Below are 13,524 nucleotides of genomic sequence, written 5' to 3' on the forward strand. Positions count from 1 at the left end.
CGTTGCGATCACACGTCCAGCATGATCTTGCCCATGTGGGCCGAGCTTTCCATCAGCGCATGCGCCTCGGCCGCCTGCGCCAGCGGGAAGCTCTTGTAGATCTTCGGCCCGATCTTGCCGGCCGAGATCAGCGGCCAGACCTGCGCTTCCAGCGCCTTGGCGATACGGGCCTTCGATTCCACCGACTGCGGCCGCAGGGTCGAGCCCGTCAGGGTCAGCCGCTTGGCCATCACCAGGTTGAACGCCAGTTCCGCCTTGGGCCCGCCGAGGAAGGCGATGAACACCAGCCGTCCCTCGAGGCCCAGCGCCTTGACGTTGCGCGGGATGTAGTCGCCGCCGACCATGTCGAGGATGACGTCCAGCCCCTTGCCGCCGGTGAAGTCCTTGGCCGCCTCCACGAAATCCTCGTCGCGATAGTTCACCACCCGTTCCGCGCCCAGGTCGGTGCAGAAGGCGGCCTTCTCGGCGTTGCCCACCGTGGTCATCACCCGCGCGCCGAAATGGCTCGCCAGCTGGATGGCGGTGGACCCGATGCCGGAGGAGCCGCCATGGACCAGGAACGTCTCCCCCGCCTCGAGCCGCCCGCGTTCGAACACGTTGGTCCAGACGGTGAAATAATTCTCCGGCAGCGCCGCGGCCTCGGTCATCGACAGGCCCTCGGGGATCGGCAGCGCGTGCTCGGCGGGGCAGGTCGCGTACTCGGCATAGCCGCCGCCGGGCAGCAGGGCGCAGACCTTGTCGCCCACGGCCCAGCGCGAGACGCCGGCGCCGACGGCCGCCACTTCGCCCGCGGCCTCGAGCCCCGGCAGGTCCGAGGCGCCGGGGGGCGGCGGATAGGCGCCCGAGCGCTGGATCGCGTCGGGCCGGTTCACGCCCGCGACCCTGATGCGGATCAGGATCTCGCCCGCCGCGGGGGCCGGGACGGGGCGGGTGCAGGGGACCAGCGCCTCGGGGCCGCCGGGGGTCTGGATCTCCACGGCGGTCATGGTCTCGGGGATCGCGGTCATGGGTCGGCCTCCTGCGACTTGATCGGGGAGGCGCAGCCTGCACCGGGCGGCCTGCGGGGGCAAGACGCTGCGGACCGGCGGCCCGCTGCGCGGAACGGGCCGGGGGGCGCGCGGGAAGGGCGGCGTCGCCCCGCGCCTCAGGCCTTCCTGACGATGGTGAAGAAGTGCCAGTCCTGCGCGTCCACCCAGGCGTAATAGGCGGCGGTGGCGAGGCCTTCCATCTCGGCCGCGCGTTCCCGCGGGCAGAACAGGCGGCACAGGAACCGCACCTTGCCGCCCTCGGTGCTGCGGATATGCACCTCGGGGCAGACCTCGGGCAGGTCGATCGTCAGCCGCGCCTCGATGAACTGGGCGTAGCGTTCGGCCAGCTCGCGGAACTCGGCGCTGGCGTCGTCCAGCGCGGCGCGGATCGCCTCCTGCGCCAGCGGGGCGTCGGGGTGCATTTCCGTGGTGATCGAGAATTCGTGGTGGATGAAGCGCCGCCGGTGACGGTGGTTCACGACCGGCTGGGTCAGGAAGATCGCGTTCGGCACGGTGACGGAGCGGCCCGTCATCGTGAAATCCTCGCGGTCCACCTCCATCAGGGTGGTGGTGACCAGGGTCTGCTCCACCACCTCGCCGGAATGGGGGCCGATCTCGATCCAGTCGCCCGAGGCGAAGCTGCCCGACAGGCCCCGCACCACGCCGCCGGCGAAGCACATGATCAGCTCTTTCGTCGCGATCACGATGGCCACGGCGAAGGCGGTGAGCGAGAGGGCGAATTCCGACAGCTCGGGCGACCACAGCCCCAGCAGCCCCAGCAGGATGGCGATGGAGGTGCCGTTGCGCGCGAACGCGATGCGGCGGCGGTCCACGTCCGACAGGAAGGTCGCCCGCCGATGGACCAGCGAGACGACCAGCCAGCGCGTCGCCAGCATCAGCACGATCAGCGCGCCGGTCAGCACCAGCCGCGCGTCCACGCCGCCGTACCAGTTCAGTTCGGCCTGCACGCCCAGCATTTCGGGCGTGATGATCGAGGCGGTCGGCTCCATGACGGGGTCAGGCCAGCCCGGCTTCGGCCGCGATCTGCGCCCTGGTCTTGCGCGCCCGCTCGGTCGCCGATTTCAGCTGCCCGCAGGCGGCCATGATGTCCTGCCCGCGCGGGGTGCGCACGGGCGAGGCGTAGCCGGCGCGGTTCACGATCTCGGCGAAAGCCTCGATCCGGTCCCAGTCGGAGCGTTCGTAAGGAGAGCCGGGCCAGGCGTTGAACGGGATCAGGTTGATCTTGGCCGGGATCCCCGCGATCAGCTTGACCAGCCGCAGCGCGTCCGCGTCGCTGTCGTTCACGCCCTTGAGCATCACGTATTCAAACGTGATCCGCTCGGCGTTGGACAGCTTGGGATAGTCGCGGCAGGCCTGCATCAGCTTGGCGATGTTCCACTTCTTGTTCACCGGCACCAGCTTGTCGCGCACCTCGTCGGTGGTGGCGTGGAGGGAGATGGCCAGCATGGACCCGATCTCCTCGCCCGCGCGGGTGATCTCCGGGACCACGCCCGAGGTGGACAGCGTGATGCGGCGGCGGGAGATGCTGATCCCCTCGTTGTCCATCGCGATCTTCATCGCGTCGCGCACGTTGTCGGTGTTGTAGAGCGGCTCGCCCATGCCCATCAGCACGATGTTGGAGAGCATCCGGCGCTCATCCGGCCGCTCGCCCGCGCGGGGCCATTCGTCGAGGTCGTCGCGGCAGACCAGGATCTGGTCGACGATCTCCCCGGCGGTCAGGTTGCGCACCAGCTTCTGGGTGCCGGTATGGCAGAACGAGCAGGTCAGCGTGCAGCCGACCTGGGAGGAGACGCAGAGCGTGCCGCGGTCTTCCTCGGGGATGTAGACGGCCTCGACCTCGTGCCCGCCATCGATGCGCAGCAGGTACTTGCGGGTGCCGTCGGTGGACACCTGGCGGGTGACGATCTCGGGGCGCTCGAGGCGGAAATTCTCGGACAGCTGGGCGCGGAAGGTTTTCGACAGGTCGGTCATCTCGTCGAAATCGGCCACGCCGCGGGCGTAGATCCAGCGCCAGACCTGGCCGACGCGCATCTTGAGCTGCTTTTCCGGCACGCCGACCGCGGCGAAGGCGTCCTTCATCGCGTCGCGGGTCATGCCGACCAGGCGCTGCTTGCCCGCGGGCTTGAGGCGCGGGAGCACCTTCACGTCCGGCGCCGCGGCCTCGCCCTGGCCCGGGCGGTCGGGCGCGTCGATGGCCGCGTCGGGCGCCGCCTCGGCGGCCGCGTCGTCACGCGCAGAAGCCTCGGAACGCTCGGTCGCGAAATCCCGCTCGGTCATGGTCGGCTCTCCTCGGCGCAGGCCCTTGGGGGGCGCATGTCGAAAAACGTCAAATGGCCCGCCGGGAGTCCCCCCGGCAGGCCGTTCGCCCGTCCCTTGCCAGCGATCCGCCCCGCGGTCAAGCGCCGGGGCGGCGCCGGATCACTTGCACAGGTCCTGCGCCAGGGTGATCGCGGCGGTGAAGCCGCGCAGCGAGAAGGTGTCCTCGGTCTGCGTCCCGCGGGACGAGACGCCCACCAGCTTGGCGGTGATGCCCTTCTTCATCGCGACGACCATGCGGTCGTCGATCGACGGGTCGTCCAGCCAGGCGTTCTCGCCCTTGGTGAACATCTCGTAGGTCTGGGACCCGATGGTCGCCTTCACCTCCGAGCCGGGCTTGAAGGGATAGCCCGCGACCATGCTGATCTCGTTCTTCACGCCCTGCCCGGGGCGGACCGAGACCATCAGGTAGATGTCGCCGCGGCGCACCTGCACCACCTTGCCGCCCTTGCGGGCGGTCGAGGTGGTCGGCTCGCTCACGATCCAGCAGACCTTGCCGTCCACGTCCGCGGTGAAGATCGACCACGCGTCCTTCGCGTCGACGCGGCTCGCCACCTGCTGCTGCGCCTGCGCCGCGCCCAGCGGGGCCGCGGCCATACCCGCCGCAACCAGCGCGCCCAGGGCGCCGGCGCGGAAAGCGCGGGAAATGCTTGCACTCATCATCGCCTCTTGCTCGTTCTCACCGGCCCTGTCCGGGAAACGGCGCCTGCCGCCGCACCCGCCATGCCCTCGCGTCTTTTCAGCCGTCGCGTTAGGCCGTAACCTAACCCCGAAATCGGGTGCGGCGCCACCCCTTCCCGCCCGCGGACCCGCAGGCGGTGGAAGGGGCGCATCCAGCGCGAAGACTGACCGGTGAAAGACCTGAATTCTTAATGAATGTCCCGATCCCAGGAGGCGCAGCCGGGGGCCCTGAAAAGGACCCCCCGGGATCCCGCGCCGCGGATGCGGCGGCGGACGCCGCGCTCCTCGCGCGGATCGCCGGGGGCGACCGCGCTGCATTCGCCGACCTGTTCGGGCGCTACGCGGGCCGGGTGAAGTCCTTCCTGATCGCCGGCGGCGCCGCCCCGGACCAGGCCGACGAGGTCGCGCAGGAGGTGATGGTCACCGTCTGGCGGCGCGCCGCGCTCTATGACCCCGCCAAGGCCGCGCCCTCGACCTGGATCTTCACCATCGCCCGCAACCGGCGCATCGACATGATCCGCCGCGCCAGGCGGCCCGCGCCGGATCCCGAGGACCCGTTGTTCCAGCCCGAGGCGGAGCCGGACCCGGAGGAGAGCGCCGCCGCCTCGGCCCGCGACGCGCGGGTGCGCGAGGCGCTGTCGGAGCTGTCCGAGGACCAGCGCGAGACGGTGCGCCTGGCGTTCTTCGCCGGGCTGACCCAGACCGAGATCGCCGAGCAGATCGGCGCCCCGCTCGGCACCGTGAAATCCCGGCTGCGTCTTGCCTTCCGCAAGCTGCGCGACGCGCTGGGGGACGAATTTTCCGAGGAACTGCGCGATGACTGACGCCCCCTTCGACGCCCCCTTCTCCGTGCCGCTGGTCGAGACCACGCGCGGCCCGATCACCGAGAACGTCCACCACGGCGCCGCCGTCGTCTGCACCCCCGCTGGCGAGATCGTGATGAGCTGGGGCGACCCGGAACGGACGATCCTGCCCCGGTCGTCCTGCAAGATGCTGCAGGCGCTGCCGCTGGTCGAATCAGGCGCCGCCGACGCGATGGGGCTGGGGGTCGAGCATCTCGCGCTCTCCTGCGCCTCGCACACCGCCACCGCCGCGCACGTGTCCCGCGTGAACGCCTGGCTCGAATCGCTGGGCCTGGCGGAGCCCGACCTGCGCTGCGGCGTGCAGGTCCCGCAGGACAAGGCGGCCCGCGACGCGATGCGCGCGGCGGGCGGGACCCCGGACCAGGTCTGCAACAACTGCTCGGGCAAGCATACCGGGTTCCTCACCCTGGGCCGCCGTCTCGGCGGCGGGGCGGAGTATCACGAGATCGACCACCCCGTGCAGAAGGCGGTGGAGGAGGCGATCCACGAGGCGACCGGCGACCCCGCGCTCGGCTGGGGGATCGACGGCTGCTCGGCCCCGAACCACGCCACGACCCTGCGCGGGCTGGCCGCCGCCATGGCGCGATTCGCCCGCCCCGAGGAGGGGTTCGGCCCCGGCGTGCGCGCCGCGGCCGCGGGCCGGCTGCGCGACGCGATGATGGCCCGGCCGGAGCTGGTCGAGGGCCCGGGCCGCGCCTGTTCCGAGCTGATGAAGGCCGCGCCCGGGCGGCTGGCGGCGAAATCCGGCGCCGACGGCATGTTCACCGCGATCCTGCCCGAAAGCGGCTATGGCGTCGCGGTGAAGATCGACGGCGCCAACGAGGCCGCCGCGGCCTGCGCCATGGCCGCGATCCTGGCGAAGCTGGGGGTGATGGACGCCGCCGACCCGGCGATCCGCCGCTGGACCGCGCAAGAAATCAGAAACCGTCGCGACACCCTCTGCGGCGAGGTCCACCCTTCGGTAACGCTGATAGGCGGCTGACGCAGTCGAATCCGGCTGAAAACCCCCTCCGTTTCAACGCGTGATTCACGCCCTCGGGCCAAGTTCGTCCCCGGGTGCGTGACTGCGTCTTGAAAGGGAGTGATCCGATTATGGAAGTCGTCGAACTGAGCGCCCGCCGTGGGCGGGAGCGTGCAGGCCTGTTCTTCAGCCCCGACGTGCTGGCCGAACTGGGCGCCGCCGTGGGGCCGGACATGTGCCGGGAGATCGTCGAGGACGCCATGCTGATGGTGACCGAGCGGCTGATCTCCATCGACCACGCGCTGCGCCGCGCCGACATGGCGAAGATCGAGCGGCTGTCCGGCGACGTCGCCGCCTCGGCCGCGCGCGTCGGCATGTCCACCGTGGCCGCCCAGGCCGAGGCGCTGCGCGACTGCGCCCGCCGCGCCGACGACGTGGCCTGCGCCGCGGTCGGCGCGCGCCTGCTGTCGACCGGCGAGGCGTCGCTGCTGGCCCACGCCGCCAACTGCGTGGGCTGATCCCGGCCCGCGTCCCCCCCGCCGCCCCGGCCCGCGGGGCCGGTCCGCTCTTTCCCCCCCGCGCGGCGCAAGCGCCCGACCTGGCCCGGGTCCGGCGCGCGCCGCCGGGGGGCCGGACGCCCTCCCCGCCCCTCGCGCAGAGATGAGCGTCCCGCGCCCGCCCCGCCTTGCCCCCGGGGCCGCGACGCGCAAAGCTTCTCCCAACCCCGGCGCCCCCCGGCGCCGCGTGCAGACCGCGCAGACCGCCGCGCACAAGACGGCGACGCGCGTTGGGGGAGAGAGAAGCGCCCATGCCCATCACCACCTGCGTCTTCGACGCCTACGGCACCCTTCTGGATGTCGCCGCCGCCGCCCGCACCCTCGCGGCGCGCCCCGAGGGCGCGCGGCTGGCCGAATGCTGGCCGCAGCTGGCCGAGACCTGGCGCGCCAAGCAGCTGGAATACACCTGGCTGCGCGCGACCGCCGGGGTCCATACCGATTTCCGCTCCGTCACCCGCGACGGGCTCGACTACGCGGCCGAGACCGTGGGCGGGCTGACCGAGGCCGAGAAGACCGAGCTGATGGCCCTCTATGACCGGCTCGAGGCGTACCCCGAGGTCCCGGCGATGCTGGCCGCGCTGAAGGGCCGGGGCCTGCGCACCGCGATCCTGTCCAACGGCTCGCCCGAGATGCTGCGCAGCGCGGCGGATGCGGCGGGGATCGCGGACCGGCTGGATGCGCTGATCTCGGTCGAGGGCTGCGGCGTGTTCAAGCCCAACCCCCGCGTCTACGACCTGGTGGGCCGGCAGTTCGGGACCTGCGCGCAGGAGGTGCTGTTCGTGTCCTCCAACGGCTGGGACGCGGCGGCGGCGAGCGGCTACGGCTTCCGCACGCTCTGGGTCAACCGGATGGGCAAACCGATGGACCGCCTGCCCTGGCGCCCGGACCGGGTGGCGCAGGACCTGACCGGCGTGCCCGCCATCGCGGAGGCGCCGTGATGCCGTTCTTCCACGCCCCCGACGGCCTGCGCCTGCATTTCGAGGATACCGGCAACGACGCGCCCCCGGTCCTCTGCCTCGCCGGGCTGACCCGCAACGTCGCGGATTTCGCGCACCTGCCCGCGCTGCTGCCCGAATACCGGGTGATCCGCCTGTCCACCCGCGGGCGCGGGGCGTCCGGGCACGCGGCGGACCCGGCGACGGAATACCAGGTGGGGGTCGAGGCGGGGGACGCGCTCGCGCTGCTCGACCATCTCGGGATCTCGCGCGTCGCCGTCATCGGGACCTCCCGGGGGGGCATCCTGGGGATGCTGATGCACGCCATGCGGCCCGGCCTGCTCTCGGGCCTCGTGCTCAACGACGTGGGCTCGAAGGTCGAGGTCGCGGGGCTGACGCGTATCGCGGGCTATGCGGGCAAGCAGGTGAAGGCCCCCGATTTCGCCGAGGCCGCGCGGCGGATGCAGGAGGTCCACGCGGCGGACTTCCCCGGCGTGTCCGAGGCCCGGTGGGAGGCGTACGCGCGGGCGATCTACGACGCGGACGAGGACGGGCGGCCGGTCATCTCCTACGACCCCGCCATCGCCGAAATCTCCCTGGCCGGGCTGGCCGAGGCGCCGCCGCAGATCGACCTCTCGGCGCTCTGGACCCCCTGCGCCGGGCTGCCGGTGCTGGCGCTGCGGGGGGCCAATTCGGACATCCTCTCGGCCGAAACGCTGGCGGAGATGGCGGGACAGGAGGGCTGCACCACCGCCGTGATCCCGGATCGCGGCCACGCGCCCTTCCTGGACGAGCCGGAGGCGGCGGCGGCGCTGCGCGGGTTCCTCCCGGGCCTCTGACCGGCCGCCCGGGGGGGGGGAGCGGCCGGGCTTGGGGGGCCAGGGCCCCCGCGCCGCCCGGCCGCGCCGCGCCCGGCAGGCGTTTGCGCGGGGTGGCGCGCGGGGCGCGGGCGCGGCAGAGTGCCGGTCGCGCCCCGCCCCCGGGGCCGCGTCAGCCGCCGGAGCTTCCCATGACCGACATCGCCGCCATCCGCGCCGCCGCCGCGCGGCTCGCCCCCGTCGCCGTGCGCACGCCGCTGCTGGAAAGCCCCTTCCTGGACGAGATCGCCGGGCGCCGGGTGCTGGTGAAGGCCGAATGCCTGCAGCGCACCGGCAGCTTCAAGTTCCGCGGCGCCTGGTCGGCCCTGACCGCCCTGCCCGACGACGCGCGGGCGCGCGGCGTGCTCGCCTATTCCTCGGGCAACCACGCGCAGGGGATCGCCTGCGCGGCGCAGATGCTCGGGGTTCCCGCCGTCATCGTCATGCCCAGCGACGCGCCGGCGCTGAAGCTGGCCAACACCGCCTTCTACGGGGCCGAGGTGGTCACCTATGACCGCCCCGGGGGCGAGAGCCGCGAGGCGATCGGCGAGGCGCTCTGCGCCGCGCGCGGGCTGACCCTGGTGCGCCCCTATGACGAGCCGATGGTGATCGCGGGCCAGGGGACCGTGGGGCTCGAGCTCGCCGCCCAGGCGCGGGAGGCGGGGGTGACCGGGGCCGACGTCTTCGTGTGCTGCGGCGGCGGGGGCCTGTCCGCGGGGGTCGCGCTGGCGCTGGAGGCGGAGGCGCCGGGCCTGCGGATGCGGCCCGTCGAGCCGGAGGGGTTCGACGACATGGCCCGCTCGCTCGACGGCGGGGCGCGGGTGGCGAACCCGGCGCTCTCGGGCTCGATCTGCGACGCGATCCTGACGCCGAGCCCCGGCGAGATCACCTTCCCGATCCTGCAGCGGCTGGCCGGGCCGGGCGTGGCGGTGTCGGACGACGAGGCGCTGCGGGCGATGGCGCTGGCGATGCTGCGCCTGAAGATCACGCCCGAGCCGGGCGGCGCCGCGGCGCTGGCCGCCGCGCTGCGCCCGGGGATGGGCGAATCCCCCGTCATCGCGGTCGTCACCGGCGGCAACGCCGACCCCGCGATGCTGATCCGGGCGCTCGAAACCCTCTGAACCCGCCCCATTTCCGCCCAAATTGGGGCATTTCGGCCTTTGTCACGGGTTGTCACGCGATTTCACGCATTTTCACGCCCCGCGTCACGCGGCCTCGCGATGCTGTCACAGGGCCGTCACGTGCGGGGTGGTTAATGGTTCGTGTTGCACAACGGTGTGTGTGTGACGGCGTCCGAACCGGACGCGGCGCGCATCCCGGACCCGGGGCGAGGCGGGCATTACGGCCCGCACCGTCCATTCAACGGGGATGGGATGAAAAGGCGGTCGATGGGGTTGACCGCGTCCGCGCCGCATCCTCCGGCCCAGGACGGACGGGTCCGCTTCGCCAGGGGTATTTCGTGCGGAGCGGACCCCTTTTTTCCGACCGGCGGTTCAGCTGCCGGTCATCTTTGAGGAAGCATTTCGAGGCATACCTTTCTCACTGTCCCTCGTTCCGAGATCACTGGGGCCGGAATTTTCCCGGCCCCATTTTTTTCGTCGGTTTTCGTCGGGATGGATGGCCGGAGACCGGCGCGGGCGCCGCCTCCCCGGACGGGCGCCCCGACCCCGCCCGCGGCGCGGGACGTCAGCCCAGCGCGTCCGCGGCCCGCCGGGCCAGGCGGTCGTAGATCGCCCGCGCCTCCTCCAGCGCCGCCGGAGAGACGCCCTCGGCCTGCGCCCCGCGGCCGAGCGAGAACGGCTCCTCGTCCGAGCCGCCCTCGACCCCGACGATGCCGGCGAGCCGCTCCCAGACCGAGGGATCCTCGCAGAGCGTCTCGTAACACACGAAGATCGCGTCCGCGGGGGCGGTCTGCTCGACATGGGCGTAGGTCTGTCGCCAGACCTCCAGCCAGTAGTCGAGCGTGCCGGGATCCAGCGCCGCCAGCCGCGCCGCTTCCGCATCGCCGAAGCGGAACGGGCGGTGGTCGCGGCCGAACTCGTGATGGCCGAGCCAGGTCATGTAGGACGCCACGAACGGATCGCCCCGCTGCTGGTCGAGGAAGTTCTCGTGCTGGCGCATCAGCGACCTGGCATGGGTCAGCGGGTCGCGGAACGGCACGAGGATCAGCGCCTCGGGGAAGGTCGCGCGCAGGGCCGGAAGCCGCAGCACGTTGTTGTTGTTCTTCGACAGGTATCGCGACCCGCCGCCGGACTTCAGGATCGCGCCGACATAGGCCGCGAACCGGCCGCGCAGCTCCTCGTCCGGGCGATGCGGCAGAAGGTGGTCGGGGGCGATGTAGCTTTCCCCGTCGAACACCCGCCAGAACACCTCGTCGAGGCTTTCGGGGCTGTCGACGCTGACCTTGATGCGGTCGCCATGGGCGCGCTCGGCGGCCTCGGTCCCGGCCTTCGCGGCGCCGATCTTCGCGCCCCACAGGTTGGGGGCCAGCACGAAGGGCATGTCGCGATAGGTCAGCGACCGGAAGCCCCCGCCGCCATGGATCCGGCGCATCAGGATGGTGGTGCCGGCCCGGGCCAGCCCGGTCACGAACACGTGCCGCCCGGCGCGGACCGCCGCGACGTCCGGCTTCGCCTGGCCCTGGTCCAGGTCGAAGCTCATCTCCGCGATCGGGCGGGCGCCCAGCGCGGCGCGGTGCAGCAGCTTGTCCAGCGCGCTGTAATCGGACGCGCCGCCGAGCTTGCGGCGCGCCACCGCGTAGCCGGTCGCCAGCACGAGGGTGGCGATGATCCCGGTCCAGGACAGCAGGAAAGCCTCGAACCCGCCCGAGACGGCGTCGAACAGCAGCACGAGCGCATAGGCCGCCGCGAAGATCAGCCCGAGCAGGAGGGCCAGCCTGCCGGTCGCCGCGAAGGTCGCCCGGGCATAGGCGCCCATCGCCTTCTCTTTCCAGTGGTCGGAGACGCCCTTCGCGGACACCACCCGGGCCGCCTTGCCCGCCGAGCGGGTCAGCGCCCGCAGCGGCGCGGCCAGCGGCAGCGCCATGAACATCTCGACCAGCGCGACGCAGAGCGCCGCGGCGAGCAGCCAGTTCACGCGTCGGGCCCGTCCGTCTTCGGCGCCTCGGTCCGGGCCGCCTTCTTCTTCTTCAGCATCCGCTTGATCGGGTAGTAGAGGATGGCGAAGAACGCCATCACCACCGAGGCGAGGATGCCCAGCACCACGGCGATGGTGCCCGCGCCCGCGCCGGGGCCGATATAGGCCGCGGCCGGCGCGGCGGCGAGGATCAGCGGCAGGGCCGCGAGGGCGACGGTCAGCCGGGGGTCGGGCATGTGAAAGCCTCCTTGTCGAAATAATCGGTCGGCAGCCATTTCAGCTCGGACAGGGTGTAGACCTGGTCCGTGCCGCCGGGCTTGAGATTGATCAGCTCCAGCGCCAGGGTCCCGTCGGGCGCGCGCTCGAAGGCGCGGCCCTGCTGCGGGCTGGTCACCGCCAGCGACCCGTCGGGCATCAGCTGCTGCTTGCCGCGGACCCGGGTGTAGAAGTCATACCCGTCCCCGTCCAGCACGGTTCTGACCGCCATGGACGCCGGGTCGAAGGCGACGATCCGGCTGTCGTCCATGCTCATGCGGTTGTCGAACACCAGGATCTCGCCGTCCTCGGTCCAGTCGGGGTCATGCTGGCGCCGGGTCGCGCCCGCGCGCCACCACTTGACCTTCAGGTCGTCCGGGTCGAGCACGAAGACGAGGTTGAGCGAGCGCACCGAGACCAGCAGGTCCTCTTCCTCGAACATCGGGAAGCGGTCCACGAGGCTGGGCGGCAGCGGGTCGACGTCGTTGAAATGGTGCGGGTCCGCCATCCAGCGGCCCTCGGTGTCGCGGCTGTTGACCCCGTGGTCGGTGGAATGCTCCATGCGCATCTCGAGGATGTCGATCATCGGGTTCGCGTCGATGATGTCGAAGACCGGGATCTCCTGCACCACCTCGCCATCCGCCACGCGCACCTTGCCCAGGCTCTGGTAGTCGTTGAAGGTCCAGACATGGCGCTGGTCCTCGGTCAGCGTCACCGCGTGGTGATAATGGCCGGGAATGGCCCAGTCGCGCCCGCCGCAGGCGTTGAATTTCTGCAGCGAGATCGAGCCGTCATAGGTGAACACGATCGACCCGTCCCGGGTGATGTCGATGCCGTGCGGGAACTTGCGGTAGCGCGGCTTCATCGGCACGTCGCCGACCTGGATCTCCTCCAGCACCCAGACCCGCGCGACCGACAGGTCGGGGGCGAGCAGCAGCGCCGCGTTCTTCACGTCGCCGTCGAGGCCGAAGGTGCCCGCCAGCAGGCGCCAGCCCGGCAGCGCGCGCCCGGTGTCGCCGCGCAGCATCAGCCCCGGCAGCGCCGCATCCGCGGAGACGATCGGCGTCAGCCCCGAGAAATCGAGCTCGGGGTCGCGCTTCACCGCGATGGCGTGATCCTTGAAGGAGCCGTCGACCTGCTGCTTGAGCTCCTTCAACGCGCGGCGCGCGGTGTCCGGGAAGGTCGCGACCTCGACCGCCGCCTCGCCCACGGCCCCGAAGCGGGGAATGCCCATCGTGTTGCTGCGCACCACCCAGCCGAAGGCGACCATGAGCAGCAGCCCGGTCAGAAGGCACAGCAGAAAGACCCAGGTGGGCACGGATCGCATTGAAATTCCTCCACTTCCGCCCCACCCGGAGCCGTCGGGCATGGGTGGGAGGGACCGTCCTGAATGGACGGACCATCGCCCCGATGCCCTGCTGGATCAACGAATTTGAGGCCCCGGCGGGCGCCGCGTTGCGTCACAGCAGCTTCTGCATCAGCACCAGGTCCATCCAGCGCCCGAACTTCCATCCCGCGCGCGGCAGGCGGCCGACCTCATCGAAGCCCAGCGCCGCGTGGAAGGCGATGGCGGGGGCGTTCTCGCCCGAGATGCCGCCGACGAGGCTGCCCAGCCCCTCGGCCCGCGCCCGGCCCCCGAGCGCGTCCATCAGCGCCCGGCCAACGCCGCGGCCCCGCGCGTCCCCGGCCAGCAGGATGGTGTGCTCGGCGATTCGCGCATAGCCCGGCCCGCCGCGGAACGCGCCCCAGCAGGCGAAGCCCAGCAGGCGCCCGTCCTCCTCGGCCGCCAGCCGGGGCGGGCCTGCGGCCAGCCAGGCCGACAGGGCCTCCGGCGTCTTCTCGTCGCTCGTGAAGGTCACGGCGCTGTCCCGGATCAGCGGGTTCCAGATTTCCGCGACGGCGCCCAGGTCCGCCTCTTCAAGCTCTCGTATCCGCACGTCCGCTCCCCTTGCCG

At 71.9% G+C, this 13,524-nt stretch carries 14 protein-coding genes; 6 read left to right on the top strand and 8 right to left on the bottom strand.

The window, feature by feature from the left end; genetic code table 11:
* Positions 1-8: 8 nt before the first annotated feature.
* The 4 genes from ACQ5SO_RS14500 to ACQ5SO_RS14515 all read right to left on the bottom strand — a co-directional run bounded on the left by ACQ5SO_RS14500 (position 9) and on the right by ACQ5SO_RS14515 (position 4,025).
* Positions 9-998 (bottom strand): NAD(P)H-quinone oxidoreductase, encoded by a 990-nt coding sequence (locus ACQ5SO_RS14500; RefSeq protein WP_430942369.1) that lies wholly within the window; start codon positions 996-998, stop codon positions 9-11.
* 146 nt (positions 999-1,144) lie between these two features.
* The gene (locus ACQ5SO_RS14505) at positions 1,145-2,038 is read right to left on the bottom strand and encodes a mechanosensitive ion channel family protein (RefSeq protein ID WP_430942331.1); all 894 of its coding nucleotides are present in this window, start codon (positions 2,036-2,038) and stop codon (positions 1,145-1,147) included.
* A 7-nt stretch (positions 2,039-2,045) separates the two neighbouring features.
* Positions 2,046-3,326 carry a 23S rRNA (adenine(2503)-C(2))-methyltransferase RlmN gene (rlmN, locus tag ACQ5SO_RS14510; protein WP_430942332.1) on the bottom strand — a complete coding sequence of 427 codons (1,281 nt, stop codon included), beginning with the start codon at positions 3,324-3,326 and terminating at the stop codon, positions 2,046-2,048.
* 141 nt (positions 3,327-3,467) lie between these two features.
* Positions 3,468-4,025 (bottom strand): invasion associated locus B family protein, encoded by a 558-nt coding sequence (locus tag ACQ5SO_RS14515; protein ID WP_430942333.1) that lies wholly within the window; start codon positions 4,023-4,025, stop codon positions 3,468-3,470.
* A gap of 212 nt (positions 4,026-4,237) precedes the next feature.
* On the opposite strand from ACQ5SO_RS14515, the gene ACQ5SO_RS14520 reads away from it, so the two are divergent.
* From ACQ5SO_RS14520 to ACQ5SO_RS14545, 6 genes are all read left to right on the top strand, one after another.
* Positions 4,238-4,870, top strand: coding sequence for a sigma-70 family RNA polymerase sigma factor (locus ACQ5SO_RS14520; RefSeq protein ID WP_430942334.1), 633 nt, complete (start codon positions 4,238-4,240; stop codon positions 4,868-4,870).
* Complete coding sequence (locus ACQ5SO_RS14525) at positions 4,863-5,891, top strand: asparaginase (protein ID WP_430942335.1); 1,029 nt, start codon at positions 4,863-4,865, stop codon at positions 5,889-5,891. The genes ACQ5SO_RS14520 and ACQ5SO_RS14525 overlap by 8 nt, the downstream gene beginning before the upstream one ends.
* 110 nt (positions 5,892-6,001) lie before the next feature.
* Complete coding sequence (locus ACQ5SO_RS14530) at positions 6,002-6,388, top strand: hypothetical protein (protein ID WP_430942336.1); 387 nt, start codon at positions 6,002-6,004, stop codon at positions 6,386-6,388.
* Between the two features lie 290 nt (positions 6,389-6,678).
* Positions 6,679-7,365, top strand: a complete 687-nt coding sequence (locus tag ACQ5SO_RS14535) for a haloacid dehalogenase type II (RefSeq protein WP_430942337.1) — start codon at positions 6,679-6,681, stop codon at positions 7,363-7,365.
* Positions 7,365-8,201, top strand: a complete 837-nt coding sequence (locus ACQ5SO_RS14540) for an alpha/beta fold hydrolase (protein ID WP_430942338.1) — start codon at positions 7,365-7,367, stop codon at positions 8,199-8,201. Before ACQ5SO_RS14535 ends, ACQ5SO_RS14540 begins: the two co-directional genes overlap by 1 nt.
* Before the next feature lie 170 nt (positions 8,202-8,371).
* A complete protein-coding gene (locus ACQ5SO_RS14545; protein WP_430942339.1) occupies positions 8,372-9,340 on the top strand; it encodes a threonine ammonia-lyase in 969 nt (322 codons plus the stop codon).
* 565 nt (positions 9,341-9,905) lie between these two features.
* Here ACQ5SO_RS14545 and ACQ5SO_RS14550 read toward each other — a convergent pair.
* The 4 genes from ACQ5SO_RS14550 to ACQ5SO_RS14565 all read right to left on the bottom strand — a co-directional run bounded on the left by ACQ5SO_RS14550 (position 9,906) and on the right by ACQ5SO_RS14565 (position 13,507).
* Entirely contained in the window at positions 9,906-11,315 is a 1,410-nt protein-coding gene (locus ACQ5SO_RS14550; protein WP_430942340.1) for a sulfotransferase, read from the bottom strand.
* Positions 11,312-11,551, bottom strand: coding sequence for a hypothetical protein (locus tag ACQ5SO_RS14555; protein ID WP_430942341.1), 240 nt, complete (start codon positions 11,549-11,551; stop codon positions 11,312-11,314). The genes ACQ5SO_RS14550 and ACQ5SO_RS14555 overlap by 4 nt, the downstream gene beginning before the upstream one ends.
* The gene (locus ACQ5SO_RS14560; protein WP_430942342.1) at positions 11,533-12,897 is read right to left on the bottom strand and encodes an arylsulfotransferase family protein; all 1,365 of its coding nucleotides are present in this window, start codon (positions 12,895-12,897) and stop codon (positions 11,533-11,535) included. Before ACQ5SO_RS14560 ends, ACQ5SO_RS14555 begins: the two co-directional genes overlap by 19 nt.
* A gap of 133 nt (positions 12,898-13,030) precedes the next feature.
* Complete coding sequence (locus ACQ5SO_RS14565) at positions 13,031-13,507, bottom strand: GNAT family N-acetyltransferase (RefSeq protein WP_430942343.1); 477 nt, start codon at positions 13,505-13,507, stop codon at positions 13,031-13,033.
* Between the last annotated feature and the right edge of the window lie 17 nt (positions 13,508-13,524).

Origin of the sequence: Rhodovulum sp. DZ06 (genome assembly GCF_050586345.1) — a bacterium.
In the GTDB taxonomy this organism is placed as follows: Bacteria; Pseudomonadota; Alphaproteobacteria; order Rhodobacterales; family Rhodobacteraceae; genus JBOCEF01.